Here is a 26,870-nt window from a genome sequence, read left to right as displayed (position 1 = left end):
CCGCCGCTACTGCCCGCGTGCCTGCAATGAGGCGAGATAGGCGTTGTACGCGTTCAGCTCGCGGTCGCCGTCCCGGTCGGCCGCCCGGTCCGCACGCTTTGCCGTCCGCTGTTCGGAGCGGTACCACTGGAAGACCAGAGCGATCAGGACCAGCACCGACGGGATCTCGCTGAACGCCCAGGCGATGCCGCCCGCCCAGTTCTGATCGCTCAGCGGATCGATGCCGAGGGACGCCGGAGGCGTCTTGTACGTCTCCACCATCGGCCCGCTCGCCATCATCAGGGCAATACCGAAGAACGCGTGGAACGGCATGCCCGCGAAGAGCTCCAGCATCCGCATCACATAGCCCGGCCGGTGCGGCCCGGGGTCCACGCCCATGATCGGCCAGAAGAACACCAGGCCGACGCCGAGGAAGTGCACCATCATCGCCAGATGGCCGGGCTTCGACCCCATCAGGAAGTCGAACAGCGGCGTGAAGTAGAGCGCGTACAGGCTCGCGATGAAGAGCGGGATCGTGAACACCGGATGCGTGACGACCTTCATGTAGCGGCTGTGCAGCAGCATGAGCAGCAGCTCGCGCGGCCCGGTGCGGTCCCGCCCCGCGACCGGAAGCGCCCGCAGTGCCAGCGTCACCGGGGCGCCCAGCAGCAGGAGAATCGGCGACAGCATGCTGATCACCATGTGCTGCACCATGTGCACGCTGAACATGACCATGCCGTAGTCGTTGAGCTTGGTGCACATCACCAGGGCGATGGACAGCACGCCGACGACGAAGAAGGTGATCCGGTTGACCGGCCAGCCGTCGCCGCGCCTGCGCAGACGCAGCACCGCGTACCCGTAGAGAGCCAGCGCGGCGACGGAGCCGGCCAGGAAGAACGGGTCCGCGGAGAATTCGAGCCCGCGTCCCAGCGTGAACGGCGGCAGATCCATGTTCATGCCGTGCCCGCTGTGATCCATCTGTTCACTCCCGCCGGGGGCGTCCCCGATTCGTGCCGGTTGTCCGGTCCAGACTAGAACCGCCCCCGGCCGCGGCTGCGGGCGGGGGCGGTTCGTGGACCTTTGTGTCGGTCAGAGCACGCACTGGGCCTCGGCGTAGCGCTCGGCGGGAACCGTCTTCAGGGTCTCCACGGCCTCCGCCAGCGGGACCATCGTGATGTCGGTGCCGCGCAGCGCCGTCATCATGCCGAACTCACCGCGGTGAGCCGCCTCCACCGCGTGCCAGCCGAAGCGGGTGGCCAGGACGCGGTCGTACGCGGTCGGGGTGCCGCCGCGCTGGACGTGACCGAGGATCACCGGGCGGGCCTCCTTCTGCAGGCGCTGCTCCAGCTCGATGGAGAGCTGCGTCGCCACACCGGCGAAGCGCTCGTGCCCGTAGATGTCCTTGGTGCCCTGGTTGAACTCCATGGAACCCGCGCGAGGCTTCGCACCCTCGGCGACGACGACGATGGCGAACTTCTTGCCGGCCGAGAAACGCTGCCCGACGAGCGCGGTCAGTTCGTCCATGTCGAAGGGCCGCTCGGGGACCACGATGGCGTGCGCGCCGGCCGCCATGCCGGAGTGCAGCGCGATCCAGCCGGTGTGCCGTCCCATGACCTCGACGATGAGCACCCGCTGGTGCGACTCGGCCGTGGTCTTCAGCCGGTCGAGGGCCTCGGTCGCGACACCGACAGCCGTGTCGAAACCGAAGGTCACATCGGTGGAGGCGATGTCGTTGTCGATGGTCTTCGGCACACCGACGATGGGCAGCCCCGCCTCGGAGAGCAGGTTGGCCGCCTTCAGCGTGCCTTCGCCGCCGATCGGGATGATCGCGTCGAGGCCGAGGTCGGCGACGTGGCCCTTGGCCCGTTCGACCCCGTCACGCAGATGGGCCGGCTGGACCCTGGAGGAGCCGAGGATCGTGCCGCCGCGGGCGAGGATACCGCCGACCGCATCGAGGTCGAGCTTGCGGTAATCGCACTCGAGGAGGCCCTTCCAGCCGTCGTGGAAGCCGATGACCTCGTCGCCGTGATCTACCACCGCGCGGTGCACGACGGAACGGATGACGGCGTTCAGGCCGGGGCAGTCGCCGCCGGAGGTGAGCACACCAATTCGCATTGCCCGGGAAACCTTTGCAACGTGGGCCGACGACCGGACCACGTCGTCCGGTTGGATCCCCGCCACCCTACCGGCGCAAGGTGGCGGGACCGAAACCACCGTCCGCCTGCTGGACGTCCACCGGCCGTACACGGAACCCCACAGCTAGGTGCAGCCTGTCAACAGGGCGTGCCCGTAGGGAGACCGTGACGGCCGGGAGGAGTCAGGCGGGCTGCGTCGCCGCGGCGATCCGTTCGGAGCGGAGCGCCTCGTACCAGCGGTCGTCGCACGGCGGCAGCGCGTTCACATCGAGGGCCAGCTTCAGCAGGTGGTCCGCGATCAACGGATTGCGTGCCAGTACGGGACCGTGCATGTACGTGCCGAAGACCGTGTCGTTGTACGCGCCCTCGGTGCCGTCGCCCGTGCCGTTGCCCCGCCCGATCCGGGTGCGGGCGAACGGCCGGGCCGTCGGGCCGAGGTGCGTGATGCCCTGGTGGTTCTCGAATCCGGTCAGGGGCGGGAGCCCCAGGTTCGGATCGATGTCACCGAGCACGTCGCCGACGCACCGGGCGCCCTCGCCGCGCGTGGAGACCACATCGAGCAGCCCGAGCCCGGGCTCCCGCTCGCCGAGGTCGTTGATGAACTCGTGGCCGAGGATCTGGTAGCCCGCGCAGACGGAGAAGATGATCGCGCCGTTGGACGCGGCCCTGCTCAGCCCGCCGTCGCGGCGCAGCCGCTCCGCGGCGAGACGCTGCGGACGGTCCTCACCGCCACCGATCAGGTAGATGTCGCCCGAGGTGGGGATGGGCTGGTCGCTGCGCACGTCGACACGCGACACGTCGAGACCGCGCTGGCGTGCCCGGCGCTCGACCACGAGGGCGTTGCCCTGATCGCCGTAGGTGCTGAGGAGGTCGGGGTAGACCCACACCAGCCGCAGGCTGTTGTTGCTCATGCTTCGTCCTCTCCGGGGGTGGCCCGCGCCGGGGTCAGTTGCCGACACGACGGCGCAGATCCTGGAAGGCGGTGTAGTTGGCGATGACCTCGATGCGGCCGGGCGGAGCCATCTGGACGGCCTCGTCCAGGGTCTCGCAGACGCGGAAGTCCAGTCCGGCGACCTCGAGCCGCACCGCGAGGTCCAGCTTGCGGTCACCGAGTACGAAGATCGGGTGGCCGTACAGCTGGGTGTAGTCGACGTCCCACAGCCAGGAGGTGTCCGTGCCGTCCGCCCCTCGGGCGTTCACCGAGAGGATCACCGGGGTGGGCGGGGGGTCGATCAGGGAGAACGTCTCGAGCCAGCCCGCCGGGTTCTTCGCCAGCAGGAGGCGCAGCTCGCGGCCGAGGAAGGTCACGACGTCGTAGCGTCCCGCAACGGCCTGCACCTGGTACATCCGCTCCAGGGCGACCTGCGGCGGCACACCGAAGACCGCGGCGACCGCGGCCGAACTGGTGGCGTTCGCCTTGTTGGCCCGGCCCGGCAGCTGAAGGTGGATCGGCCATGCGGAGCCGTGCGGGTCCAGGACGTAGTCGCCGTTGAGCGCCCAGCTGGGGGCGGGGCGGCGGAAGCCGCACTCGCCGCAGAACCAGTCGTCGCCGGGGCGCTGCATCACACCGCCGCAGGACGGGCAGGACCAGGCGTCGTCCTTCCACGCCTGTCCGGCCGCGACCCACACCACGTTGGGGGAGGAGGACGCCGCCCAGACGATCAGCGGGTCGTCCGCGTTGGCGACGATCACGGCCTTCGAGCCGGAGAGGCCCTCACGCCACTTCTCGGCCAGCATCCGGGTCTCCGCGGCGCGGTCCAGCTGGTCGCGGGAGAGGTTGAGCAGCGCGATCACCTTCGGCGTCGTATCGCGTGCGACGCCGGCGAGATACTTCTCGTCGACCTCGATCACGCCGTACTTCGCGTCCGATCCGCCGGCCAGCGCGGAGGTGATTCCCGCGGGCATGTTGGCGCCGAGCGCGTTCGACACGACGGGCCCAGCGGCCCGGAGCGCCTCGGCGATCAGCCGGGTGGTGGTCGTCTTGCCGTTCGTCGCGGACACGAGGATCACGTCCAGGTGCTGCGCCAGCCGCCCCAGCAGGTCGGGGTCGAGCTTGAGCGCCACCCGGCCGCCGATCACCGATCCGCTGCCACGCCCCGCAGCGCGCGACACCGCCGCCGCGGCCTTGCCCGCCGTCACGGCGAGCTTGGCCCGCGGCGACAACGGCTCCGTGTTGCCTGCCATCGTCCTAGATCCTCCTTGCATCAGTCCGCGCCCAGCCTATCGATGTCCGGCGCGTCGACCGCACCTCGGCACCACGGGGAACGTGGAGGTCACGTGGAACGTACGCTTCTCCCCATGCGAAACCGCCCGATCCCCGGCAGTTCCGGACTCGTTCGCGCCCTGAGTCTGCTCGGCGACCCGGTGCTCCACCGACCGTGCGAGGAAGTCACCGACTTCGGGCCCTCGCTCGCCCGGCTGGTCGAGGACATGTTCGCCACCATGTACGCGGCGCAGGGGGTCGGGCTCGCCGCGAACCAGATCGGCGTCCCGTTGAAGGTGTTCGTCTACGACTGCCCGGACGACGAAGAAGTCCGACATCTGGGACATCTCGTCAATCCGGTGCTCGTCGAGGCGGACGGCATCACCGTACGCGGACCGGAGGGGTGCCTTTCACTTCCCGGCCTCGAAGCCGGCACCCAGCGCTTCGACCGTGCGGTGGTCGAGGGCAGGTCCATGACGGGCGAGCCGGTACGGGTCACCGGTACCGGCTGGTTCGCCCGCTGCCTCCAGCACGAGTGCGACCACCTGGACGGCAGGGTCTACACCGACCGGCTGACCGGACTGCGCCGCGCCAGGGCGCTGCGCGCGGCCCGGCGGGCGCCGTGGGGGCGGACGGACTGACTCCTCAAGTGGAAGGCGGTTCAGAAGCCCTGGCCGCCCGGCAGGTCGCCGGCCTCGGCCAGCCTGCCCCAGAGCAGGTCGGCGAGGCTGCGTACGAGCTGTTCGCGCGAGCACGGGCGGTCGCCGAGCCACCAGTCGCCGGCCGCATGCATCATGCCGACGATGCCGTGGCCCCAGATGCGGGCCATCTGTTCGCTGTCCGGGCCGAGGTCGACCCGTTCGGCGATCACCTTGCCGAGCTCCTCGCCGAGGCGGCGCAGCAGCGGGGCGGAGTGCCGGCCCACGTCGAAGCCCTGCTCGGGAGAAGGTGCCGCGTCGTCGGACGGGTGCATCAGGAAGCGGTAGACCTGGGGGCGGGCCTCGATCGCTGCGAGATAGGTGTCCAGAGTCGCCTCGACCCGCTCGCGCCGCTCGGAGGGGGCGTCGAGCGCGGCCCGCAGGGCACTCAGCAGTGCGTCCGTGTGGCGCTTGCCGAGCGCGCGGTAGAGGCCGCCCTTGTCGCCGAAGTGCCGGTAGAGGATGGGCTTGGTGATCCCGGCCTCCGCCGCGATCGCGTTCATCGACGCCTTCGGCCCGTCCCTGAGCACCACGCGGTCCGCCGCTTCGAGCAGCTCCCGGCGCCGGCGTTCGGCCGCCGTCCGCTGTCGCTCGGCCCCTCGTGTGGTCTCCATGTCGTATCTCCCCGCCCCGGCCAGCTGTCATGCGATCTCTTGACGCCCGGGCAACGTAACACCATGACCTGCCGGGCGCGGATCCGCGTGTGACCGGTTGACAGTGGCTACTTGCTGGTAACAGACTGTTGTTACCGCGAGTAACGCATGTTTTTCACTGAAGTGCATGGAGGGAACATGGCCGAGTTCACGCTCGATCTCAACGACGACCAGAAGCAGGTCCGGGACTGGCTCCACGGCTTCGCCGCGGAAGTGATCCGCCCGGCCGCTTCGGAGTGGGACGAGCGTGAGGAAACGCCCTGGCCCGTCATCCAGGAGGCGGCCAAGGTAGGCATCTACTCCCTCGACTTCTACGCCCAGCAGTTCTTCGACCCTACGGGTCTCGGCATCCCCGTGGCTATGGAGGAGCTCTTCTGGGGTGACGCGGGCATCGCCCTGTCGATCGTCGGTACGGGCCTGGCGGCCGTCGGCGTCCTCGCCAACGGCACCGAGGAGCAGATCGGCACCTGGATCCCGCAGATGTACGGCGACGCGAACGATGTGAAGGTCGCCGCCTTCTGCTCCTCCGAGCCGGACGCCGGCTCCGACGTCGGCTCCATGCGTACCCGCGCGGTGTACGACGAGGCCAAGGACGAGTGGATCCTCAACGGCACCAAGACCTGGGCGACCAACGGCGGTATCGCCAACGTCCACGTCGTCGTCGCGGTCGTCGACCCGGAGCTGGGCTCGAAGGGCCACGCCTCGTTCATCGTCCCGCCCGCCACCCCGGGCCTCTCCCAGGGGCAGAAGTTCAAGAAGCACGGCATCCGCGCCTCGCACACCGCCGAGGTGGTCCTCGAGGACGCACGCGTCCCCGGGCACTGCCTGCTCGGCGGCAAGGAGAAGCTCGACGAGCGCCTCGCCCGGGCCCGTGAGCGTGCCAAGTCCGGCGGGGAGCGCGTCAAGAACGCCGCGATGGCCACCTTCGAGGCGTCCCGCCCGGCCGTCGGCGCCATGGCGGTCGGCACCGCCCGTGCCGCCTACGAGGTCGCCCTCGACTACGCGAAGACCCGGACCCAGTTCGGCCGCCCCATCATCGACAACCAGGGCATCGCCTTCCAGCTGGCCGACATGCGTACGCAGATCGACGCGGCCCGGCTGCTGGTCTGGCGCGCCTCCTGGATGGCGAGCGCCGGCAAGCCGTTCACCTCGGCCGAGGGATCGATGTCGAAGCTCTTCGCGAGCGAGACGGCGAAGTCGGTGACCGCCCAGGCCGTCCAGATCCTCGGCGGCAACGGCTACACCCGTGAGTACCCGGTGGAGCGCATGCACCGTGACGCGGCGATCTACACCATCTTCGAGGGCACGAGCGAGATCCAGCGCCTGGTGATCGCCCGCACCCTGTCGGGGATGCCGATCCGCTAGCGCCGGCCCTCGGACGTACCGCGGGGCCGGACCGGGCAACGGTCCGGCCCCGCGAGCCGTTCTACTTCTGCGGCAGGTTCGCCTCGATCGCCGCGATGACCTCGGGCGCGTCCGGCTCGGTACGGGGGCGGATCCGGGCGACCGGTTCGCCGGCCGGGGAGATCAGGAACTTCTCGAAGTTCCACTGGACGTCACCGGCCGCGCCCTCGGCGTCCGCGACCTTCGTGAGCTCCGTGTAGAGCGGGTGCCGGTCCTCGCCGTTGACATCGATCTTCGCCAGGAGCGGGAAGCTCACCCCGTACGTCGTCGAGCAGAACGTCTGGATCTCCTCAGCCGTGCCCGGCTCCTGGCCCGCGAACTGGTTGCAGGGCACGCCGAGGACGGTGAACCCGCGGTCGCCGTACTCCTTCTGGAGCCGCTCCAGACCGGCGTACTGCGGGGTGAGCCCGCACTTCGAAGCGACGTTCACCAGCAGGACCGCGGAGCCCTCGTAGGCCCCCAGCGTGGTCGGCTCGCCGGTGAGGGTGCTCAGCGGGATGTCGTGCAGGGTCATGGGGTATCTCCTCGATAGCGTGGCGTCGCTGTTCATTGTGACTCCTGGGGATTCGCGGGGCCGACCGCCTTGTAGTAGAAGGTGGTCGCCCGCAGGGTGCCGGCGGGGTCCATGGCGTACCGGGGGATCGAGCCGCACTCCGTCCAGCCCGCCGAGCGGTAGAGCCCTTCGGCGGGACTGCCGGTCTCGGTGTCGAGGATCAGCAGGGAGAGCCCCTCGGTGGCGGCCGACCGCTCGACCGCCGTGAGCAGGGCGCGGCCGACTCCTCGGCCGCGGGAGGAGGGCCGCACCATCAGCTTGGCGACCTCCGCGCGGTGCCCGGCATTGGGCAGCGCGGGCCTGACCAGCCCGATCGTGCCGGCCACCCGTTCCCCGTCACGGGCGATCCACACCTGATGGCAGCCCGTCTCGACGGAGGCCGCCCGCTCCCGCCACCAGGTGGCGGCAGCCCCGCGGTCCAGCGGTGCCAGGAAGCCCACCGAGGATCCGCCCTCCACGGTCTCGACCAGCAGGGCAGCCAACTCGTCGGCGTACGTGACCAGTTCGGGGCCGGACACGGAGACGATCTCGGTCATGCGACAGGTCCTTTCACATTCACGGCAGGACGATCATCAGGGCGTAGCGGACCCGGTCGGGGCCGGGGCAGTGGAACTGCGAGGGGCCGTGCAGCCGGAAGCGCAGGCAGTCTCCGGGGCCGACGGTGTGCGCCGTGCCTTCGACGGTGATCTCGACCGTCCCCTCGAGTACCCAGATGTGCTGCTCCACGCCGGGCACGGGCGGATTCTCGTACGTGACGACGGAGCCCGCGGCGAGCGCGCCCTCGATGACCTCGGCACGCAGGCCGGCGTGCGGCGGCGACACGGAACGGCGCACGAATCCGGCGCGCTCGTCCCGCCACACCGGCTGCTGTGCGGCGGGCACGAGTCCTGGCGGCTCCGCCTCCACCTCCATCAGCAGCCGCGACATGGTCCGCTCGTACACCGTGCACAGCTGTCCGAGCACGGTGGTGGTGGGACTCAGCTCGCCGCGCTCCAGTCGTGACAGCGTCGAGCGGCTCACGCCGGCGCGGCGGGACAGCTCGTCCAGCGACCAGCCGCGTTCGGTGCGGAGCAGGCCCAGCCGGGTCGCGAGCCGGGCATCGACGGACTCCGGCGCACCCTGTTCTCTCATATGCGGGATTGTATCTCTGATCGGAGATAGGTGTCAGGCGGTCTACGTGCCGATCGGGTGATGGTGTGTCAGTCTGATAAATGCGACATAAGCCATATGTGCGGCGCGTCCTGCGCCGCACATCGGCTGCGGAACCTAGGAGACTGACATGGCTGGAAGCATGAGTGGGACGCGAACGGGCCACGACGCCCCGGACGCGCACAAGGAGGTTCAGTCCGGCTGGACCGTCTTCGCCGCAGTGATGATGATCTTCGGCGGTGCGATGGCCATCCTCGAGGGGATAGCCGCCCTGGCCAAGGACGATCTCTTCGTCTCCACGAGCAACTACGTGTTCAAGTTCAGCCTGACCGGCTGGGGCTGGGTGCACCTCATCCTCGGCATCGTGGTCGTTCTCGCCGGCTGCGCCCTGTTCACCGGAGCGCTCTGGGCGCGTGCGGTCGGTGTCGTGCTGGCCGGACTCCTGGCCATCGCCAACTTCCTGTGGCTCCCCTACTACCCGTTCTGGTCCATCGTGCTCATCGCGATCAACGTCTTCATCATCTGGGCGCTGTGTTCGGGGTCGCAGAAGGCTCGAGCCTGAGTACGAGGACGTAGGAGACCACGACGGAGACGATCACGAGCGGCATGACCGTGATGCCCTCGGATCCCAGCAGCAGCGTGGCGAGCAGTACCGATGTCATCGGCAGCTTGAGCATCGCCACGCACATCGCCCCGAGTCCCATCGCGAAACCCGAGGTGGCGTTCAGGCCGGGCAGGTGCGACAGTGCCAGCCCGCCTGCCGCCCCCAGGAACATCGACGGGAAGATGGGGCCACCTCTGAAGCTGCTCAACGACAAGGCATACGCGAGCGCCTTGCAGGTGATCAGTACCAGGAGCGTTCCGACCGAATATTCGGCGTCCTCGGTGAGCAGACCCCCGAGGGCGTCCTGGCCCGAGTACAGCACCTCGGACGCGTCCCCGCCCGTGCTCTCGGCATACAGGAGCGCGAGTACGCCGACGGCCACGCCCGTTCCCACGGTGGCGATCACCCTCCGCTGTTCGACCCACTCCTGCAGGAGCAGGGCAAGCCTTCTGATGCCCGTGCCCGCGAAGGCCGCCGCGACTCCGAGGGCGAGCGCCCAGCCGAACTCGGCGACGGTGGGCGTGGGCGTGTGCGGCACGTGCGGGATGGCGAGGGAGTACGTCCCCAGCCCGGTCCACGATCCCAGCCCGACGAAGATGAGCGCCCCGATGCCCGAGGCGAGCAGCCCCGGCACGAGCACGAGGCCGAGCATCATCCCGGCGAGGCCGGACGCCTCCATCAGCAGGAACGCGCCGGCGAGCGGTGATCCCAGGAGGGCGCTGATGGCGGCGAAGCTGCCTGCGGCCGCAACCATGGCGCTCGCGCTCGGCTCGATGCCGGGTTTCAGTAGACGCACCGCGCACACGGCCAGCCCGCCGCCGATGGCGATGAGCGGGGCCTCGGGTCCGAGGACCGCGCCGAGGCCGAGGGACGCGAGGGCGGCGAGCGCGACCCCCGGAAGTTCCGCGGCCGTCGGTGCCCCTGATTTCACCAGGCCCTCGGCCGGCTTGTGTCCACCCGTTCCCGGGAGGTAACGGATGCTCAGTGCCGTCAGCAGGCCCGCGACGGCGAGCAACGGGACCGGCCACCACGTCGGCGTATCGTCGAAGCCCAGTGCGTGGGGCAGGTCCTTGTAGGTCAGGTTCTGGAGCTCGTGGACGAGCGCCAGGAACCCGAACGCCGCGGCGGAGATGGGGACTCCGAGGATTGCCACCATGACCAGAAGTACTGCGTAACTCCGCGTGCGGATCACCGCGCGCGGATCCGGGGACTCCGTGCCGGGTGTTCCGACCGGTGCGGCCGACATCGTCATGGTCTCCTCGGTTTCGGGTCCCGGCCGGCTCGTCCTGCCCCGCCGGGCTCCTCACGTGATACCACGATGTCCCGCTATGTCCGCGGTGTACCCGCTGTTGAGGTGGGGTGAATCCGGGTCTCGCTACTTCGTGCCCGCCCCGGTCGCGGGAAGACGGCCCGTGGCCACCGCATCGACCAGTGCCCGGTGGTCCCGCTCGTTCTGGTCGGCGTACCGCTCGGCGAACGTCTGCAGCGCCCGGTCGAACCCGTCGCCGTGGCCCAAGTAGGCCGCGATGGCGATCCGGTCACCGGACCGCGCGTGCGCACGGGCCAGCGTCATCCCGCACAACTCGCCGAAAGCGGCCATTCCGCGCGGCACCATCTGCTCCGGTTCGGCGATGCCCTTCCAGTCGCGCAACTGGCGTACGTAGAAGTCCCTGCGTTTCCCGTCGAACCCCTCCACCCGCTCCCAGCCCAGGAAGATGTCGCCGGCAGCCTGCATCAGGCGCTGACCGGCCACCACCCGCTCGCCCTGATTCCGGTAGGCGCTCGCCCCGGCGTGCGCCGCGAGCACCGAGGAGTCGGCCTCCTTGGCCTGGAGGACGAGCGGATCCCCGCCGTCCCTGCCCAGCAGGAGGATGATCCAGCAGCGCGTCCCGACGCTTCCCACGCCCACGACCTTGCGGGCCATGTCCACGGGCCGGAAGTCGGCGAGCAGGGACCGCCGGTCCGAAGGAAGGCTGAGGCCGTAGCGCCGGAGAAGCGTCCGGAACTGCTTCTCCGTCGCGCTGCGTTCCGCGTCGGGAAGCAAGTCCGCGACCGGCACGATCAGGGGTGGATCCGCGGCGATCCGGAGCTGCCCGCCGACCACCTCGGTGAGTTTGTCGAACGCCTGCAGGCTGTCCCGGGTGCGGGCCTTGGCCGTCGCTCTGGCCATGCGCTTGCGGCCCCGGGAGGCCAGTCTGTCGGCGGCCAGGGCCTTGAGACGACCCTCGTCGGTCTGCGTGTACCAGACATCGAGATTGCGCATGCCCGCGAACCGGATCATCGACTCCCGGTACGACCGGACGGTGGCCCGTACGATGCGGGCCCGCTCCTTGTCCGAGAAGCCGTTGGCGCGCCCCGCGATGACGAGGCTGGCCGCCAGCCGCTTCACGTCCCACTCCCAGGGACCCGGCAAAGTCTCGTCGAAGTCGTTGATGTCGAACAGCAGATGGCGCTCGGGGGAGGCCAGCAGTCTGAAGTTCAGCAGATGGGCGTCACCGCACAGCTGCGCCCTGATTCCCGAGGCGGGCGTCCCGGCCAGGTCGGAGGCCATGACGGCCGCGGCGCCCCGGTAGAAACGGAAGGGTGACTCCGTCATCCGCCCGTAGCGGATCGGGACGAGCTCCTGCACCCTGGCCGCCGACTGGGCCTCCAGGAGGGCCAGTGGATCCGGCCGGTCCGCCGGTGGCTCGTACACCTGGTGGCTCGACCGGGGAGCCCGCTTGCGGGCTGCCTTGCCGAGCGCGGCCCGTTCCTTCGGTGTCGAGCCCGGTACGGCACGGAGCGGTGAGGTGCGTTCCTGGGGCATGGCGGCCCTCCTGACTGCGCGCGGGGCCGTGCGGGCGGCCCCTGCCTCCCATCATCCCCGGCCGGACGGATTCCGCCCGCCCGGCGCGTTCCGGCGGCGGGGGTCGCCGTGTGGACTCAGGCGTGTCCCCGCTTCCTGGCCCGGCGGCCCACCCTCCGCCAGATCGCACGCTGGCACCGCAGCGCACCCGCGCCCACCACGATGAGCACCACGATGTTCACCAGGAGCTGGATGAGGGAACCCCGTGCCTCGGACCAGCTGGCGAAAGCAGTCGACACGCTGATGGCCGCAGCGGCCGGAATGGTGGTGACTGAGATGAACACCCCGAGGAGGGCGCTCGCGCGGGCCTCCGTGAGCGACACGATGCCGACGACAGCGGCGAGGGCGGCGACGGCGAAGGAGAAGAAGTTGGGGGTGTTGATCAGGTCGGAGACCGGCCGGAGCCCCAGGTCGAAAGCCTCCGACTGAAGACCGAAGCCGCGGATGAGGAGGCTGAAGAGGAAGGTGACCACGATCGTCAGCAGGAAGCCTGTGCACAGGGCGCCCAGCCCTGCGCGGATCATGGTCCGGTCGCCCCTGTCGATGCCCAGCGCCACGGCGACGATAGCGCCGTACTCGGGGCCGACGACCATGGCCCCGACGATCAGGATCTGGGAGTTGGTGACGATGCCGACCGAGCCGATGAGACCCGCGATGACCAGGTAGAGGTAGAAGCTCGGCGGGTACCTCCCCTCGGACCTGATGCGCGCCTCCACCTGGGCCCAGACCGGGGCGTTGACAAGTGCCCCGAGGCGGCGGGCCGCGTTCTCCGATGCCCGCCCCGAGAACGCCATGTCCACCGGCTCGATGACGACGGAACCGTCCACGTCGATCTCGAGTCCCCGCAGGCCCCGCAGTACATCGTTCGCCGCCCCCGCCAGCACATCGCAGGCGAAGGCGTCACCGTCGGGGTGGCGCGCGGCGCCACGCTGCACGATCAGGTTCAGGACGTAAGGGTCACCGGCGAGGAGCTCCACGACCCGGTCGGTGCGGTCCGGGGGGCTCACCGCGCGGACATGGATCATGTCCATTCCGTGCCCCCACGAGGCAGGGCGGGCGGCCGGATGCCGGGTGGCTGATAGTGGCATAGACAGTGACATGCCGGAGATTGGACGGTCATGGACCGATACCCTCCCATAGCCACCCACGGTCTGGTGGGCGACCTGCAGACCTGCGCGCTGATCTCCTCGCAGGGCGTCGTCGACTGGCTGGCCGTCCCCCGGTTCGATTCCCCGAGCGTCTTCGCCGCACTGCTCGACCACGACCGGGGCGGCTGTTTCCGGCTGTCGCCCGACGGCCCGGAGAGCTCCTGCAAGCAGCTCTACTACCCGGACACCGCCGTGCTGGTCACCCGCTTCATGTCGCCCGACGGAGTCGGCGAAGTGCTCGACTGGATGGCGCCGATCACCTCCGGCGGCGCCACCGGCCGGCACACACTGGTACGGAAAGTGCGCGCGGTGCGGGGGACCGTACGGTTCTCGATGGAGTGCAGGCCCCGGTTCGACTACGGGCGTGCGTCCCATGAGCTCGAACTCGGCCCGGAGGGAGCCGTGTTCAGGTCTGCGGGGATCAGCGGGCATCTGCGGACAGGCTTTCCCCTGGAGCGCGACGGCCACGATGTGCGCGGAACGGTGACGCTGGGCGTGGGCGAGTCGGCGGTCGCCGTCTTCACCGTCTGCGGGCCCGACGGACCCGCGCCGCCGCGGCCCACCGTCGAGGGGACCGACGAGCAGCTCTGGGAGGTCGTCGAGTTCTGGCAGAACTGGCTGCGCACCTCCCGTTACCGGGGCCGTTGGTCGGACATGGTCAACCGTTCCGCCATCACCCTGAAGCTCCTCACCTACGCCCCCACCGGCGCACCGGTCGCCGCCGCCACGATGGGCCTGCCCGAGCAGATCGGTGGTGAACGCAACTGGGACTACCGGTACACCTGGGTCAGGGACGGGTCACTGTCGGTGCGGGCCCTGCTGGACCTGGGATTCGTCGAGGAGGCGACCGCTTTCACCCGCTGGCTGGGCGCCCGCCTCGGGGACGGGGACATCGACGGCGAGGCACTGCAGACCATGTACCGCGTCGACGGCGAACCCCTGCCGGCGGAGGAGATTCTCACGCACCTCGAGGGCTACCGCGGTTCCCATCCGGTACGCCTGGGCAACGCCGCCTCCGACCAGTTGCAGCTCGACATCTACGGCGAGGCCCTCTACGCACTCTCCGAAGGGCACGAGGTCGGCATCCAGGCGGGCTACCGCGGCTGGAAGAAGGTCTCCCGCACCCTGGACTGGCTCGCCGACTCCTGGGACGGCCCCGACGAGGGCATCTGGGAAACGCGCGGCGGACGCGAGGACTTCACCTACAGCCGGGTGATGTGCTGGGCCGCGTTCGACCGCGGGCTGAAGCTCGCGACCGCGTTCAGCAGACCGGCCGATACCGTCCGGTGGACCCGGGCCAGGGACTCCATCCTCGAACAGGTCATGGAACGGGGCTGGAGCGAGCAGGAAAAGGCGTACGTCCAGCACTACGAGGGGGACGTTCTCGACGCCTCGCTGCTCCTGATGCCCAGGGTGGGATTCCTCGCACCCAAGGACCCCAGCTGGCTGTCCACCCTGGACGCCATGAACGACACCCTCGTCTCCGACAGCCTGGTCTACCGCTACGACCCGGCCGCCTCCCCGGACGGCCTGCGCGGCTCCGAGGGCACGTTCAGCCTCTGCACATTCCTCTACGTCGACGCGCTGGCCCGCGCCGGGCGACTGCGGATGGCCCGCTACACGTTCGAGAAGATGCTCACCTACGCCAACCACGTCGGCCTGTTCGCCGAGGAGATCGGCCCCACCGGCGAGCAACTGGGCAACTTCCCCCAGGCATTCACCCACCTCTCCCTCATCACGGCAGCCCGCACCCTCGACGAGGCACTCGACCGGCTGCGCGACTGACAGGTCGCACGGTCACCGGTCGTGCCTGCCGCCCTGGCTTGAGAGGATCCGTACGTGAAGTCCCCCGAGCCCTTCCCTGAACTCTTCCCCGGACCGCAGCCCGAAGCCGGCCGGACCGAGGGCCGCCGTACGGTGCGCTGCGGCCTGTGCGGACGCCCCCTCACCGGCGCGGACTCACGCCGCACCGGACTCGGCCCCTCCTGCGACGCCAAACTGCATCCGGCAGGCCCGGACATCCGGACCCGCCGTCACGACGTCGAGCAGGACACGCTGCCCGGCATCTGACCCCGCAGTGGGCGCTACGCGCCGTCGAGACGGCGGAACAGGCCCTCCTGCACCACCGACACCAGCAACTGCCCCTGGCGGTCGTAGATCCGGCCCCTGGCCAGTCCGCGGCCACCCGTGGCGATCGGCGACTCCTGGTCGTACAGGAACCACTCGTCCGCCCGGAACGGCCGGTGGAACCACATGGCGTGGTCCAGCGACGCCATGTCGAAGCCGCGCGGACCCCACAGCGGCTCCACCGGGATCCGGACCGCGTCCAGCAGCGTCATGTCGCTCGCGTACGTCAGCGCACAGGTGTGCACGAGCGGGTCGTCGCCCAGCGGGCCCACCGCGCGCATCCACACCGCGCTGCGCGGGTCCGCGTCCTTGATCTCCTCGTGCGTCCAGCGCAGCCGGTCGACGTAGCGGATGTCGAAGGGCTGACGCCGCGCCATCCGCTCCAGCGCCTCCGGCAGCCCGCCCAGGTGCTCGCGCACCTCGTCGGCGACCGTGGGCAGGTCGTCGGGGTCCGGCACCGTACGGGCGGGCGGCAGCTGATGCTCGAAGCCCGCCTCCTCGGGACGGTGGAAGGACGCCGTCAGATTGAAGATCGTCCGGCCCTGCTGGACGGCCGTGACCCGGCGGGTGGTGAAGGACCGGCCGTCCCTCACCCGCTCGACGTCGTACACGATCGGCACACCGGGGCGGCCGGGCCGCAGGAAGTAGGCGTGCAGCGAGTGGACGGGACGGTCCCCGTCCGTGGTGCGGCCTGCCGCGACCAGGGCCTGTCCCGCGACCTGACCGCCGAAGACCCGTTGCAGGGACTCGTCGGGGCTGCGGCCACGGAAGATGTTGACCTCGATCCGCTCCAGGTCGAGAAGATCGACCAAGCGCTCGGCGGGGTTCGTCGTCATGCGGTTCTTCTCCACTCTCGAAGCCGGTGCGTCGTCACAGCTGGCCGACGGCCGTGACGCGGACAACCGCACGGCCCTCCTCGTCGGAGGCCGCCAGATCGACCTCCGCACGGATACCCCAGTCATGGTCACCCGCCGGGTCGGCAAAGGCCTGCCACACGCGCCACAGACCGTGCTCGAGGTCCTCGTCGATCTTCAGCAGCTTCGGGCCGCGCGCGTCCGGACCCGTACCCAGGTCCTCGTGCGCTTCCCAGTAGCCGTCCATCGCCTCGCCCCAGGCGTCCTCGTCCCAGCCCGAGTCGGCGTCGAGCTCGCCCAGGTCGCGGACCCGGTCCAGGGCGGCCAGCTCCACCCGGCGGAACATCGCGTTGCGCACCAGGACCCGGAAGGCGCGGGCGTTGGCGGTGACCGGCTTGACCTCGTCGGCCCGCTCCTGAGCCTGCTCGGCGGTCTCCACCTCCGGGTTCGCCAGCTGCTCCCACTCGTCCAGCAGGCTGGAGTCCACCTGACGCACCATCTCGCCGAGCCAGGCGATCAGATCCTCCAGGTCCTCGGACTTCAGGTCGTCCGGGATGGTGTGCTCGAGCGCCTTGTACGCACTCGCCAGATAGCGCAGCACGATGCCCTCGGTACGGGCCAGCTCGTAGTTCGACGTGAACTCCGTGAACGTCATGGCCCGTTCGTACATGTCCCGGATCACCGACTTCGGCGACACGGGATGGTCGCCGACCCACGGGTGGCTCGTGCGGTACACGTCGTACGCGTGCCAGAGCAGCTCGCTCAGCGGCTTGGGGTACGTGACCTCCTGGAGCCGCTCCATCCGGTCCTCGTACTCGACGCCGTCCGCCTTCATCTGCCCGACGGCCTCGCCCCGCGCCTTGTTCTGCTGGGCGGCGAGGATCTGCCGCGGGTCGTCGAGCGTCGACTCGACGACGGAGACCATGTCCAGGGCGTACGAAGGGGATTCGGCGTCCAGCAGGTCGAACGCGGCCAGCGCGAAGGTCGACAGCGGCTGGTTCAGTGCGAAGTCCTGCTGGAGATCGACGGTCAGGCGCACGATCCGGCCCTCGGCGTCCGGGGTGTCGAGCTGCTCCACCACACCGCCGTCGAGCAGCGAGCGGTAGATGGCGATGGCCCGCCGGATGTGCCGGAGCTGAGCCCGGCGCGGCTCGTGGTTGTCCTCCAGCAGGTGCCGCATCGCCTCGAAGGCGTTGCCCGGGCGGGCGATCACCGAGAGCAGCATCGTGTGCGTGACCCGGAAGCGCGAGGTCAGGGGCTCGGGATCGGAGGTGATGAGCTTGTCGAAGGTGGTCTCCGACCAGGCGACAAAGCCCTCGGGGGCCTTCTTGCGGACCACCTTGCGCTTCTTCTTGGGGTCGTCGCCCGCCTTCTTGACGGCCTTCTCGTTCTCGATGACGTGCTCGGGTGCCTGGGCGACCACGAAGCCGGCCGTGTCGAAACCGGCCCGGCCGGCGCGGCCGGCGATCTGGTGGAACTCGCGGGCGCGCAGCGTGCGCACCCGGGTGCCGTCGTACTTGGTGAGGGCGGTGAACAGCACCGTGCGGATCGGGACGTTGACGCCGACACCGAGTGTGTCCGTACCGCAGATCACCTTCAGCAGGCCCGCCTGCGCGAGCTTCTCGACCAGGCGGCGGTACTTGGGGAGCATGCCCGCGTGGTGCACCCCGATGCCGTGCCGTACGTAACGGGAGAGGTTCTGGCCGAACTTGGTGGTGAAACGGAAGTTGCCGATCAGATCGGCGATCTTCTCCTTCTCCTCCTTCGTGCACATGTTGATGCTCATCAGCGACTGCGCGCGCTCGACGGCCGCCGCCTGGGTGAAGTGCACGATGTAGACCGGCGACTGCCGGGTGTCCAGGAGCTCGGTGAGCGTCTCGGTGATCGGCGTCAGCCGGTACTCGTAACTGAGCGGGACCGGACGCGTCGCCGAGCGCACCACGGAGGTGGGGCGGCCGGTGCGGCGGGTCAGGTCCTCCTCGAACATCCTGACGTCACCGAGCGTGGCCGACATCAGGATGAACTGGGCCTGCGGCAGTTCCAGGATCGGGATCTGCCAGGCCCAGCCGCGGTCCTGCTCCGCGTAGAAGTGGAACTCGTCCATCACGACCTGGCCGACGTCCGCGTACTTCCCGTCACGCAGCGCGATGGAAGCCAGCACCTCGGCCGTGCAGCAGATCACCGGGGCGTCGGCGTTGACCGAGGCGTCGCCGGTCAGCATGCCCACGTTCTCCGTGCCGAACATCTTGCACAGGTCGAAGAACTTCTCCGAGACCAGCGCCTTGATCGGCGCGGTGTAGAACGTGACCTTGTCCTGGGCCAGGGCCGTGAAGTGCGCACCCGCCGCGACCAGGCTCTTTCCGGAGCCGGTGGGGGTGGAAAGGATCACATTCGCCCCGGAGACCACCTCGATCAGCGCCTCCTCCTGAGCCGGATAGAGGGTGATGCCCTGCGATTCGGTCCATGACGAGAAGGCCTCGAAGAGGGCGTCCGGGTCGGCGGTCGGGGGCAGCTGATCGATAAGGGTCACGCCCCCATCTTGCCTGCCTTGTGCCCGGATGCGGGAACCGGAGGACCGACCGAAGATCACGGACGATACGCTGCCCACTCAACTCGGCCGCAGCGCACAGGCAATGGCGGCCCGGCCGTGCCGCACGGCCGAATCACGATGGGGGCGGAAACAGCCATGATGGGACCGGCACACTCTCTGTCAGGGGCAGCCGCCTGGCTGGGGGTGGGCGCCGCGGCCGCCGCCGCGGGCCACACGATGCCCTGGCCGGTCCTCGTCGTGGGGGCACTGATCTGCGCGGGCGCCGCGCTCGCCCCCGACCTCGACCACAAGTCCGCCACGATCTCGCGTGCCTTCGGCCCGATCTCCAAGGGCGTGTGCGAGATCGTCGACAAACTCTCGTACGCCGTCTACAAGGCGACCAAGGGAGCCGGCGACCCGCGCAGGACGGGCGGACACCGAACCCTCACCCATACCTGGCTGTGGGCGGTGCTGATGGGCGGGGGCGCCTCTCTCGCGGCGATCACCGGCGGCCGGTGGGCGGTCCTGGCGATTCTCTTCGTCCATCTCGTGCTCGCCGTCGAGGGCCTGCTGTGGCGGGCCGCGCGCATGTCCAGCGACGTCCTCGTCTGGATGCTCGGCGCGACCAGCGCGTGGATCCTGGCCGGGGTGCTCGACAAGCCGGGCCACGGTTCGGACTGGCTGTTCGCCGAGCCCGGCCAGGAGTACCTGTGGCTGGGCCTGCCGATCGTGCTCGGGTCCCTCGTCCACTGCGTCGGCGACGCGCTCACCGTCTCGGGCTGCCCGATCCTGTGGCCGATCCCGCTCGGCCGCAAGCGGTGGTACCCACTCGGACCCCCGAAGTTCATGCGCTTCCGGGCCGGCAGCTGGGTGGAGATCAAGGTGCTGATGCCCGCGTTCATGGTGCTCGGGGGAGTGGGCGCGGCCGCGGCGCTCAACTTCATCTGACCGCCGCGCGCCCGTTCCGGGGGCGGTGCGCACCGAGCCGTAGCACCATGACCCCATGCTGCTCGCCCGGCTCGCCCACGTGTCCCTCGAGGTCGCCGCGACATCGGCACGGACCCGGAAGGTCGCCCTGCTCGCCGGACTGTTCCGGGAGGCCGGTCCCGACGACGTCCCCGTGGTCATCCCGTACCTCGCCGGCCGCCTCCCACAGGGGCGGCTCGGCATCGGGTGGAGCACCCTGGGCGATCCCGTGGCGCCCGCGGACACGGCGACGCTGACGGCGACGGACGTCGACGCGGAACTGACGGCGATCGGGGCCCTGACCGGTCCGGGCTCGCAGGCCGCGCGCAAGGAGCGCCTCCAGCGGCTGTTCGGCGCCGCCACCGCCGACGAGCAGCATCTTCTGCGCGGGCTGCTCACCGGTGAGGTGCGCCAGGGGGCACTCGACGCCGTCGCCATCGACGCCCTGGCCGGTGCCACCGGCGCGGTGCCCGCAGAGGTGCGCCGCGCCGTCATGCTCGCCGGATCACTGGAGGCGGTCGCCCGCGCGCTGCTCGCGGACGGCCCCGGGGCTCTCCCGGCCTTCGGACTCACTGTCGGCCGGCCGGTCCTGCCGATGCTCGCTCACACCGCGCGCTCGGTCACCGAAGCCATCGACAAGCTGGGGCCGTGCGCCGTCGAGGAGAAGCTCGACGGCATTCGCGTACAGGTGCACCGAGACGGGGCGCGGGTGCAGGTCCACACCCGCACCCTCGACGACATCACCGACAGGCTTCCCGAGCTGGTCACGGCGGTGGCCGGCTTCGGAGGCGACCGGTTCGTCCTCGACGGCGAGGTGATCGCTCTCGGGCCCGACGGCAGACCGCGGCCCTTCCAGGAGACCGCCGGCCGGGTCGGATCCCGGCGGGACGTCGTCACAGCGGCTGCCGAGGTCCCCGTGGTCGCCGTCTTCTTCGACGTGCTCTCCGTCGACGGGCGCGAACTGCTGGACCTCCCCCTCACCGAACGGCACACGGAGCTGGCCGCCCTTGTCCCGGAACCGATGCGGGTGCGGCGCTTCCTCGTGACGGACCCCGGGGACGAAGCGGCACGCGGGGGCGCGGTGGCGTTCTTCGAGACCACCCTGGCGCACGGCCACGAAGGCGTGGTGGTCAAGGGACTGACCGCGCCCTACAGCGCGGGCCGACGGGGCGCCTCCTGGCTGAAGGTGAAGCCTGTGCACACCCTCGACCTCGTGGTCCTGGCGGCCGAGTGGGGGCACGGCAGACGCACCGGAAAACTGTCCAACCTCCATCTGGGAGCGAGGCGGCAGGACGGCACCTTCGCCATGCTCGGCAAGACCTTCAAAGGCCTCACGGACAAGATGCTCGCCTGGCAGACCGAACGCCTCCGGGAACTGTCCACCGGCGACGACGGACACGTCGTCACCGTGCGGCCGGAGCTCGTCGTCGAGATCGCCTACGACGGACTCCAGAGTTCCACCCGCTACCCGGCGGGCGTCACCCTGCGGTTCGCCCGGGTGCTGCGCTACCGCGAGGACAAGTCGCCGCAGGAGGCGGACACGGTCGACACGGTGCTCGGCCGACGGATCTGAACCCGGCGCCGGACGCGAGCGCGGCCCCCACCGGTGCGGCGGGGGCCCGCGCCTGACCGCTGATCAGCCGCGGGTGCCCGTCGACGCGGTGTGCGCGCGGAGCTGTTCCGGCGTGAGGTAGGCGTCGGTGTACTCGAAGTCGCGCAGGGTGGCGGGCTTGCGGGCCTGGAATCCGGTCCGTACGAAGTCGTCCCCCGCGATCGCGTTCAGCATCCAGTTCGTCAGGACCCGGGTCTTGGCGACATTGGTCCTCAGCCCCGACCAGTGGTAGCCGCGTGCCACCAACTGGGCGGGCATGCCCTTCAGCTCGATGCCCAGCGGCTTGGACACCGCGTCCCGGCCGCCGAGGTCCACGACGAGACCGAGGTCCTTGTGGACGTACGGCTGCAGCGGACGGCCGCGCAGCGAAGCGATGAGGTTGTCCGCCAGCACCCGCCCCTGCCGTATGGCGTGCTGCGCGGTGGGAGGGCAGACCGCTCCGTCGCCGGTGGCCAGGTCGGGCACCGCCGCCGAGTCGCCCAGGGCGAACACCCCGTCCACGCCCGGCACCTGCATCTCCGGGGTCACCGCGAGCCTGCCGCGTACCGTCTCCGCGTCGAGGGTGGCGACGAGCGGGCTGGCCGCGACCCCGGCGGTCCAGATGAGCGTGCGGCTGGGCAGCACCCGGCCGTCGGTGAAGGTCACCTTGTCCGGAGCCGCCTCGGCCACCGAGACACCGAGGGACACCTCGATGCCGCGCTTGCGCAGGATCTCCAGCGCGGTGCGCCCCAGCTTGTCGCCGAGCTCGGGCATGAGCTTGGGCGCGATGTCGATCAGATGCCACTTGATCAGCTTCGGGTCCAGCCGGGGGTAGTGCCGGACGGCGTTGGCGGTCAGCCGCTGCAGGCAGGCGGCGGTCTCCGTGCCCGCGTATCCGCCGCCCACCACCACGAACTGCAGCCGGGACTCCCGTTCGGCCTCGTCCTGGCTGGCATCGGCCAGGTCGAGCTGGGAGATGACGTGGTCCCGGATGTAGGCGGCCTCGGCCAGCGTCTTCATCCCCCGCGCGTTGTCGACCAGCCCAGGGATGTCGAACGTCCGGGTGACGCTCCCGGCGGCCAGCACGAGGTGGTCGTACGGCTCGTTCACGATCTCATCGGTGATCTTGCGGATGACGCAGATCTTCGCCTTCGTGTCCACACCGATGGCGCCGCCCGGCACGATCCGGGTGCGGTGGCGCCGGCTCCTGCGCAGGGAGACGGCGACCGACTGGGGGGTGAGCACCCCGGACGCCACCTGCGGGAGCAGCGGAAGATAGAGCTGGTACGAGAACGGCGTGACGAGGGCGATGTCCGCCTCACCGGGGGTGAGGCTGCGTTCCAGCCGGCGCACGCACTCGACTCCGGCGAAGCCTGCGCCGACAACGAGGATCCTGGGTCGTGCCACGGTGTGCGTCCCTTCTCGGGCTTACGCGGTCATCGCTCACCTGCCCCGTATCCGGGGCCAGTCACTCCTCATCCTCACCGGAGGGGCCGCAGTCCGCCTCTTGTGGGGCGGCGGCCGGAGGGTCACCCCGGCCGCCGCCCCGGGCTCATCCGTGCCAGGACCGCCACAGCGCCGCGTACGCGCCGTCCGCCGCCACCAGCTCGTCGTGGCTGCCCAGCTCGCTGATCCGGCCCTCCTCGACGACCGCGATCACATCCGCGTCGTGCGCCGTGTGCAGCCGGTGCGCGATCGCGATCACCGTCCGGCCGTCCAGCACCCGGGCCAGTGAACGCTCCAGGTGCCGGGCCGCCCGAGGGTCGAGCAGCGACGTCGCCTCGTCCAGCACCAGGGTGTGCGGATCCGCCAGCACCAGGCGGGCCAGCGCGATCTGCTGCGCCTGCGCCGGGGTGAGGGCCAGACCGCCCGAGCCCACCTCCGCGTCCAGGCCGTCCGCCAGGGCCTTGGCCCAGCCGTCCGCGTCGACCGCCGCGAGCGAGGCCCACAACTCCGCGTCCTCGGCGCCCGAACGGGCCAGCAGCAGGTTGTCCCGGAGCGAGCCCACGAACACGTGGTGCTCCTGGTTCACCAGAGCCACATGGGTACGTACCCGCTCCGCCGGCATCCGGGACAGCTCAGCCCCGCCCAGCGTGACCTCACCGGTCCGGGGCGCGTAGATCCCGGCCAGCAGACGCCCCAGCGTGGACTTGCCCGCACCGGACGGCCCGACCAGGGCGAGACGCGTACCAGGGGCCACGTCAAGCGACACCTCGTGCAGGACGTCGACACCGGCGCGGTAACCGAATCGCACTTCCTCGGCCCGTACCTCCCGGCCGTCCGGCCCGACCGCGTCGTCGCCCGCGTCCGGCTCGATCTCCCGTACGCCGACAAGCCTCGCCAACGACACCTGGGCGACCTGCAACTCGTCGTACCAACGAAGGATCAGACCGATCGGGTCGACCATCATCTGTGCCAGCAGCGCGCCCGTCGTCAGCTGCCCGACGGTGAGCCAGCCCTCCAGCACGAACCAGCCGCCGAGCAGCAGCACCGCCCCGAGAATCGTCACGTACGTGGCGTTGATGACGGGGAACAGCACCGAGCGCAGGAACAGCGTGTACCGCTCCCACGAGACCCACTCCTTGACCCGCCGGTCGGAGAGCGCGACCCTGCCCGCTCCCAGCCGATGGGACTCCACCGTCCGGCCGGCGTCCACGGTCTCGGCGAGCATCGCCGCGACCGCCGCGTACCCGGCGGCCTCCGAGCGGTACGCGGAAGGCGCCCGCCGGAAGTACCACCGGCAGCCGGTGATCAGCACCGGCAGCGCGATCAGCACGGCCAGAGCGAGCGGCGGGGCGGTGACCGTCAGAGCGCCGAGCAGCAGCCCGGCCCACACGACGCCGATCGCCAGTTGCGGCACGGCCTCCCGCATCGCGTTCGCCAGCCGGTCGATGTCCGTCGTGATCCTGGAGAGCAGATCGCCGGTGCCGGCCCGCTCCAGAACGCCCGGCGGCAGCCCGACCGACCGCACGAGGAAGTCCTCGCGCAGATCGGCCAGCATCTCCTCACCGAGCACCGCTCCGCGCAGCCGCATCGTCCGTGTGAAGACCGTCTGCACGATCAGTGCGAGGGCGAACACCGCCGCGGTGCGCTCCAGATGGAGGTCGGTGACGCCGTTGGAAAGGTCCTCGACCAGCCCGCCCAGGAGATACGGCCCGGTGATCGACGCGATCACCGCGATCGCGTTGACCGCGATGAGCACCACGAACGGCTTCCGGTGACGCCGGAGCAGAGAACGCACGTAGGACCGTACGGTCAGCGGTGTGCCGACCGGCAGGGTCGTCGCCGACTGCGGTGCGGCCGGGTCGTATGCGGGGGGTGCGACGCCGATCATGCCCTCTCCTCGAATTCCTCTTTCGTTTCGGTGGACTGCGACGCACCGATTCCGGCGAGCCCGTCCTGTACGGCCGGTGCCGCGATCTCCGCGTCGGTCTCACGGGTGACGACCGCCCGGTACCGCGGTTCGTCCCGCAGCAGTTCGCGGTGCGCGCCGACCGCCGCGACCGTGCCCGAGTGGACCAGGACCACGCGGTCTGCGAGGTCCAGGAGCAGCGGCGACGAGGCGAACGCGACGGTCGTACGGCCCTGGCGCAGTTGCTTGATCCCGGCGGCGACCCGGGCCTCCGTGTGCGAGTCGACGGCGGACGTCGGCTCGTCGAGCACGAGTGCCTCCGGGTCGGTGACCAGGGAGCGGGCCAGCGCGAGCCGCTGGCGCTGGCCACCCGACAGGGACCGGCCGCGTTCGGTGATCCGGGTGCGCATCGCGTCGCCGTCCGTGTCCACGGACGCCTGGGCCAGAGCATCCAGCACGTCACCGCAGTGGGCGGCCGCGAGCGCGTCCTCGGCGGTGACCCTGCCCGACGACGGCACGTCGAGCAGCTCCCGCAGCGTCCCCGAGAGCAGCACCGGATCCTTGTCCTGCACCAGCACCGCGGCCCTCGCCGAGTCGAGCGGCAGCTCGTCCAGAGCCACACCGCCCAGGAGCACCGAGGGTTCCGGGTCCGAGGCGTCGTCCGTCTCCGCGTGCCCGCCGAGCCGCTCGGCCAGCCGGCCCGCCTCGTCGGGATCACCGCAGACAACGGCGGTGAACAGGCCGCGCGGCGCCATCAGTCCGCTCACCGGGTCGTACAGATCGCCCTCGGGTGACATGGCGTCGATCGTCGAGGGCTGCGCACTGCGCCGCAGCGACAGGACCCGGACCGCACGCTGCGCCGACGGCCGCGAGAAGGAGTACGCCATGGCGATCTCCTCGAAGTGCCGGAGAGGGAAGAGCATCAGCGTCGCCGCGCTGTACACGGTGACCAGCTGGCCGACGTCGATCCGGCCGTCCCGGGCCAGCGTCGCCCCGTACCAGACCAGCGAGATGAGCAGGATTCCGGGCAGAAGCACCTGGATCGCCGAGATCAGCGCCCACATCCGCGCACTGCGCACGGCGGCCTTGCGGACTTCCTGCGAGGCACGTCGGTAGCGGGCCAGGAAGAGCTCCTCGCCGCCGATGCCACGCAGCACCCGCAGGCCGGCGACGGTGTCGGAGGCCAGTTCGGTCGCCTTGCCCGCCTTCTCACGCTGGAGATCCGCCCGCCGGGTGGCGCGGGGGAGCAGCGGCAGGACGGCGAGCGCCAGGACAGGCATGGCGATCGCGACCAGCACGCCCAGCGAGGGCAGGTAGACGATGAGCCCGATGCTGATGAGTACGAGGGCGGTGGCGGCGGCGGCGAAGCGCGACAGCGCCTCGACGAACCAGCCGATCTTCTCGACGTCCCCGGTGGAGACGGCGACGACTTCTCCCGCCGCGACCCGCCGGGTCAGCGCCGAGCCGAGCTCGGCGGTCTTACGGGCCAGCAACTGCTGGACCCTGGCCGCCGCGGTGATCCAGTTGGTGACCGCTGTGCGGTGGAGCATGGTGTCGCCCACGGCGATGAGGATGCCGAGGGCCACGATGAGTGCTCCGGCCAGCGCGAGGTCCCGGCCGGAACGTTCGACGACGGCCTGGACCGCGACTCCCACGGCGAGCGGCAGCCCGGCGATCGCGCACTGGTGCAGCAGCCCCCAGGAGAGGGATTTGAGCTGGCCGGTGAGCTGGTTGCGCCCGAGCCAGAACAGAAAACGTGGGCCTGAACGGACATCGGGGTCGCCGGGATCCGAATACGGAAGATCGCGAATCTGCATGACGTTCCAAAGATCGGAAGGGGCAGAGATCCGTGACGGATCTCGTGGAACAGTAGGTGACCAAACCGTGCAAGGTTCGCGTCATGCCCCGGTCCGAAGCAAGCGATTATTGGTGGATACGGCGGCCGGCAGCCGAGGGCGGCGGAGCGGGACGCAGGGCGCGAGGCCGGCCCGGTCCGCACAGGTCCGACACAGGTCCGACCCGTCAGGTACCGGGCACCTGCGGCGGGGCTCCGCGCCGTTCGGCGCGGAGCCCCGTCCG

At 70.3% G+C, this 26,870-nt stretch carries 23 protein-coding genes; 7 read left to right on the top strand and 16 right to left on the bottom strand.

Annotation, left to right across the window (positions count from 1 at the left end; all coding sequences use genetic code 11):
• Nucleotides 1-6: 6 nt before the first annotated feature.
• The 4 genes from OG844_RS04830 to OG844_RS04815 form a co-directional block, all read right to left on the bottom strand.
• The gene (locus OG844_RS04830) at nucleotides 7-957 is read right to left on the bottom strand and encodes a cytochrome c oxidase assembly protein (protein WP_406388321.1); all 951 of its coding nucleotides are present in this window, start codon (nucleotides 955-957) and stop codon (nucleotides 7-9) included.
• Between the two features lie 111 nt (nucleotides 958-1,068).
• Nucleotides 1,069-2,094: a 6-phosphofructokinase gene (locus OG844_RS04825; protein WP_406388320.1), complete on the bottom strand. Its 1,026-nt coding sequence runs from the start codon at nucleotides 2,092-2,094 to the stop codon at nucleotides 1,069-1,071.
• A 202-nt stretch (nucleotides 2,095-2,296) separates the two neighbouring features.
• Nucleotides 2,297-3,025 (bottom strand): glutamine amidotransferase, encoded by a 729-nt coding sequence (locus tag OG844_RS04820; protein ID WP_351178879.1) that lies wholly within the window; start codon nucleotides 3,023-3,025, stop codon nucleotides 2,297-2,299.
• A gap of 34 nt (nucleotides 3,026-3,059) precedes the next feature.
• Nucleotides 3,060-4,298, bottom strand: a complete 1,239-nt coding sequence (locus OG844_RS04815) for a MurT ligase domain-containing protein (RefSeq protein WP_329213472.1) — start codon at nucleotides 4,296-4,298, stop codon at nucleotides 3,060-3,062.
• Nucleotides 4,299-4,412: 114 nt separating this feature from the next.
• Between OG844_RS04815 and def the strand changes: the two genes are divergently transcribed.
• Entirely contained in the window at nucleotides 4,413-4,958 is a 546-nt protein-coding gene (gene def, locus OG844_RS04810) for a peptide deformylase (RefSeq protein ID WP_406388317.1), read from the top strand.
• A 20-nt stretch (nucleotides 4,959-4,978) separates the two neighbouring features.
• Here def and OG844_RS04805 read toward each other — a convergent pair whose 3' ends face one another.
• Complete coding sequence (locus OG844_RS04805; protein WP_383175739.1) at nucleotides 4,979-5,629, bottom strand: TetR family transcriptional regulator; 651 nt, start codon at nucleotides 5,627-5,629, stop codon at nucleotides 4,979-4,981.
• Nucleotides 5,630-5,806: 177 nt separating this feature from the next.
• Between OG844_RS04805 and OG844_RS04800 the strand changes: the two genes are divergently transcribed.
• Nucleotides 5,807-7,033, top strand: a complete 1,227-nt coding sequence (locus tag OG844_RS04800; protein WP_406388315.1) for an acyl-CoA dehydrogenase family protein — start codon at nucleotides 5,807-5,809, stop codon at nucleotides 7,031-7,033.
• A 61-nt stretch (nucleotides 7,034-7,094) separates the two neighbouring features.
• Here the strand turns inward: OG844_RS04800 and OG844_RS04795 are convergent, their stop codons facing one another.
• From OG844_RS04795 to OG844_RS04785, 3 genes are read right to left on the bottom strand one after another with little or no spacing between them, the layout of a single operon-like run.
• Nucleotides 7,095-7,586: a glutathione peroxidase gene (locus OG844_RS04795; protein ID WP_406388314.1), complete on the bottom strand. Its 492-nt coding sequence runs from the start codon at nucleotides 7,584-7,586 to the stop codon at nucleotides 7,095-7,097.
• Between the two features lie 32 nt (nucleotides 7,587-7,618).
• A complete protein-coding gene (locus tag OG844_RS04790; RefSeq protein WP_406388312.1) occupies nucleotides 7,619-8,161 on the bottom strand; it encodes a GNAT family N-acetyltransferase in 543 nt (180 codons plus the stop codon).
• A gap of 19 nt (nucleotides 8,162-8,180) precedes the next feature.
• Nucleotides 8,181-8,756 carry a helix-turn-helix domain-containing protein gene (locus OG844_RS04785; RefSeq protein ID WP_406388311.1) on the bottom strand — a complete coding sequence of 192 codons (576 nt, stop codon included), beginning with the start codon at nucleotides 8,754-8,756 and terminating at the stop codon, nucleotides 8,181-8,183.
• 148 nt (nucleotides 8,757-8,904) lie between these two features.
• On the opposite strand from OG844_RS04785, the gene OG844_RS04780 reads away from it, so the two are divergent.
• Entirely contained in the window at nucleotides 8,905-9,336 is a 432-nt protein-coding gene (locus OG844_RS04780; protein ID WP_329213486.1) for a hypothetical protein, read from the top strand.
• Here the strand turns inward: OG844_RS04780 and OG844_RS04775 are convergent.
• The 3 genes from OG844_RS04775 to OG844_RS04765 all read right to left on the bottom strand — a co-directional run bounded on the left by OG844_RS04775 (nucleotide 9,293) and on the right by OG844_RS04765 (nucleotide 13,254).
• Nucleotides 9,293-10,624 carry a chloride channel protein gene (locus OG844_RS04775; RefSeq protein WP_406388309.1) on the bottom strand — a complete coding sequence of 444 codons (1,332 nt, stop codon included), beginning with the start codon at nucleotides 10,622-10,624 and terminating at the stop codon, nucleotides 9,293-9,295. The two genes, OG844_RS04780 and OG844_RS04775, sit on opposite strands and share 44 nt — an antisense overlap.
• A gap of 129 nt (nucleotides 10,625-10,753) precedes the next feature.
• A complete protein-coding gene (locus tag OG844_RS04770) occupies nucleotides 10,754-12,184 on the bottom strand; it encodes a DUF2252 domain-containing protein (protein WP_406388308.1) in 1,431 nt (476 codons plus the stop codon).
• Between the two features lie 116 nt (nucleotides 12,185-12,300).
• Nucleotides 12,301-13,254, bottom strand: coding sequence for a DUF389 domain-containing protein (locus OG844_RS04765; RefSeq protein WP_406388306.1), 954 nt, complete (start codon nucleotides 13,252-13,254; stop codon nucleotides 12,301-12,303).
• A gap of 87 nt (nucleotides 13,255-13,341) precedes the next feature.
• On the opposite strand from OG844_RS04765, the gene OG844_RS04760 reads away from it, so the two are divergent.
• Together OG844_RS04760 and OG844_RS04755 are read left to right on the top strand one after the other, a co-directional pair.
• Nucleotides 13,342-15,156, top strand: coding sequence for a glycoside hydrolase family 15 protein (locus tag OG844_RS04760; protein WP_406388305.1), 1,815 nt, complete (start codon nucleotides 13,342-13,344; stop codon nucleotides 15,154-15,156).
• A gap of 54 nt (nucleotides 15,157-15,210) precedes the next feature.
• Nucleotides 15,211-15,441 carry a DUF6011 domain-containing protein gene (locus OG844_RS04755; protein WP_406388304.1) on the top strand — a complete coding sequence of 77 codons (231 nt, stop codon included), beginning with the start codon at nucleotides 15,211-15,213 and terminating at the stop codon, nucleotides 15,439-15,441.
• 14 nt (nucleotides 15,442-15,455) lie between these two features.
• Here the strand turns inward: OG844_RS04755 and OG844_RS04750 are convergent, their stop codons facing one another.
• Both OG844_RS04750 and OG844_RS04745 read right to left on the bottom strand, forming a co-directional pair.
• On the bottom strand, nucleotides 15,456-16,334 hold the full coding sequence (locus OG844_RS04750) for an acyl-CoA thioesterase II (protein WP_329213498.1): 879 nt from the start codon (nucleotides 16,332-16,334) through the stop codon (nucleotides 15,456-15,458).
• A 34-nt stretch (nucleotides 16,335-16,368) separates the two neighbouring features.
• Entirely contained in the window at nucleotides 16,369-18,882 is a 2,514-nt protein-coding gene (locus OG844_RS04745) for a DEAD/DEAH box helicase (protein ID WP_406388302.1), read from the bottom strand.
• A 156-nt stretch (nucleotides 18,883-19,038) separates the two neighbouring features.
• Between OG844_RS04745 and OG844_RS04740 the strand changes: the two genes are divergently transcribed.
• Together OG844_RS04740 and OG844_RS04735 are read left to right on the top strand one after the other, a co-directional pair.
• Entirely contained in the window at nucleotides 19,039-19,830 is a 792-nt protein-coding gene (locus tag OG844_RS04740; RefSeq protein WP_406388300.1) for a metal-dependent hydrolase, read from the top strand.
• Between the two features lie 55 nt (nucleotides 19,831-19,885).
• Complete coding sequence (locus OG844_RS04735; RefSeq protein ID WP_406388299.1) at nucleotides 19,886-21,421, top strand: ATP-dependent DNA ligase; 1,536 nt, start codon at nucleotides 19,886-19,888, stop codon at nucleotides 21,419-21,421.
• Between the two features lie 63 nt (nucleotides 21,422-21,484).
• Here the strand turns inward: OG844_RS04735 and OG844_RS04730 are convergent, their stop codons facing one another.
• The 3 genes from OG844_RS04730 to OG844_RS04720 form a co-directional block, all read right to left on the bottom strand.
• Nucleotides 21,485-22,846 (bottom strand): NAD(P)/FAD-dependent oxidoreductase, encoded by a 1,362-nt coding sequence (locus OG844_RS04730; protein ID WP_406388298.1) that lies wholly within the window; start codon nucleotides 22,844-22,846, stop codon nucleotides 21,485-21,487.
• A 145-nt stretch (nucleotides 22,847-22,991) separates the two neighbouring features.
• Entirely contained in the window at nucleotides 22,992-24,773 is a 1,782-nt protein-coding gene (locus OG844_RS04725) for an ABC transporter ATP-binding protein (RefSeq protein ID WP_406388296.1), read from the bottom strand.
• Entirely contained in the window at nucleotides 24,770-26,608 is a 1,839-nt protein-coding gene (locus OG844_RS04720; protein ID WP_406388295.1) for an ABC transporter transmembrane domain-containing protein, read from the bottom strand. The genes OG844_RS04725 and OG844_RS04720 overlap by 4 nt, the downstream gene beginning before the upstream one ends.
• Nucleotides 26,609-26,870: the final 262 nt, after the last annotated feature.

The organism is Streptomyces sp. NBC_00887 (assembly GCF_045207585.1).
The sequence above is the reverse complement of the archived record's forward strand: the minus strand, read 5'-3'. Positions and strand labels throughout refer to the sequence as shown.

Bases quoted from the DNA above. Each gene is read 5' to 3' on its own strand.
- OG844_RS04830 (WP_406388321.1), bottom strand. From the start codon at position 957: ATGGATCACAGCGGGCACGGCATGAACATGGATCTGCCGCCGTTCACG.
- OG844_RS04825 (WP_406388320.1), bottom strand. From the start codon at position 2,094: ATGCGAATTGGTGTGCTCACCTCCGGCGGCGACTGCCCCGGCCTGAAC.
- OG844_RS04820 (WP_351178879.1), bottom strand. From the start codon at position 3,025: ATGAGCAACAACAGCCTGCGGCTGGTGTGGGTCTACCCCGACCTCCTC.
- OG844_RS04815 (WP_329213472.1), bottom strand. From the start codon at position 4,298: ATGGCAGGCAACACGGAGCCGTTGTCGCCGCGGGCCAAGCTCGCCGTG.
- def (WP_406388317.1), top strand. From the start codon at position 4,413: ATGCGAAACCGCCCGATCCCCGGCAGTTCCGGACTCGTTCGCGCCCTG.
- OG844_RS04805 (WP_383175739.1), bottom strand. From the start codon at position 5,629: ATGGAGACCACACGAGGGGCCGAGCGACAGCGGACGGCGGCCGAACGC.
- OG844_RS04800 (WP_406388315.1), top strand. From the start codon at position 5,807: ATGGCCGAGTTCACGCTCGATCTCAACGACGACCAGAAGCAGGTCCGG.
- OG844_RS04795 (WP_406388314.1), bottom strand. From the start codon at position 7,586: ATGACCCTGCACGACATCCCGCTGAGCACCCTCACCGGCGAGCCGACC.
- OG844_RS04790 (WP_406388312.1), bottom strand. From the start codon at position 8,161: ATGACCGAGATCGTCTCCGTGTCCGGCCCCGAACTGGTCACGTACGCC.
- OG844_RS04785 (WP_406388311.1), bottom strand. From the start codon at position 8,756: ATGAGAGAACAGGGTGCGCCGGAGTCCGTCGATGCCCGGCTCGCGACC.
- OG844_RS04780 (WP_329213486.1), top strand. From the start codon at position 8,905: ATGGCTGGAAGCATGAGTGGGACGCGAACGGGCCACGACGCCCCGGAC.
- OG844_RS04775 (WP_406388309.1), bottom strand. From the start codon at position 10,624: ATGTCGGCCGCACCGGTCGGAACACCCGGCACGGAGTCCCCGGATCCG.
- OG844_RS04770 (WP_406388308.1), bottom strand. From the start codon at position 12,184: ATGCCCCAGGAACGCACCTCACCGCTCCGTGCCGTACCGGGCTCGACA.
- OG844_RS04765 (WP_406388306.1), bottom strand. From the start codon at position 13,254: ATGGACATGATCCATGTCCGCGCGGTGAGCCCCCCGGACCGCACCGAC.
- OG844_RS04760 (WP_406388305.1), top strand. From the start codon at position 13,342: ATGGACCGATACCCTCCCATAGCCACCCACGGTCTGGTGGGCGACCTG.
- OG844_RS04750 (WP_329213498.1), bottom strand. From the start codon at position 16,334: ATGACGACGAACCCCGCCGAGCGCTTGGTCGATCTTCTCGACCTGGAG.
- OG844_RS04740 (WP_406388300.1), top strand. From the start codon at position 19,039: ATGATGGGACCGGCACACTCTCTGTCAGGGGCAGCCGCCTGGCTGGGG.
- OG844_RS04735 (WP_406388299.1), top strand. From the start codon at position 19,886: ATGCTGCTCGCCCGGCTCGCCCACGTGTCCCTCGAGGTCGCCGCGACA.
- OG844_RS04725 (WP_406388296.1), bottom strand. From the start codon at position 24,773: ATGATCGGCGTCGCACCCCCCGCATACGACCCGGCCGCACCGCAGTCG.
- OG844_RS04720 (WP_406388295.1), bottom strand. From the start codon at position 26,608: ATGCAGATTCGCGATCTTCCGTATTCGGATCCCGGCGACCCCGATGTC.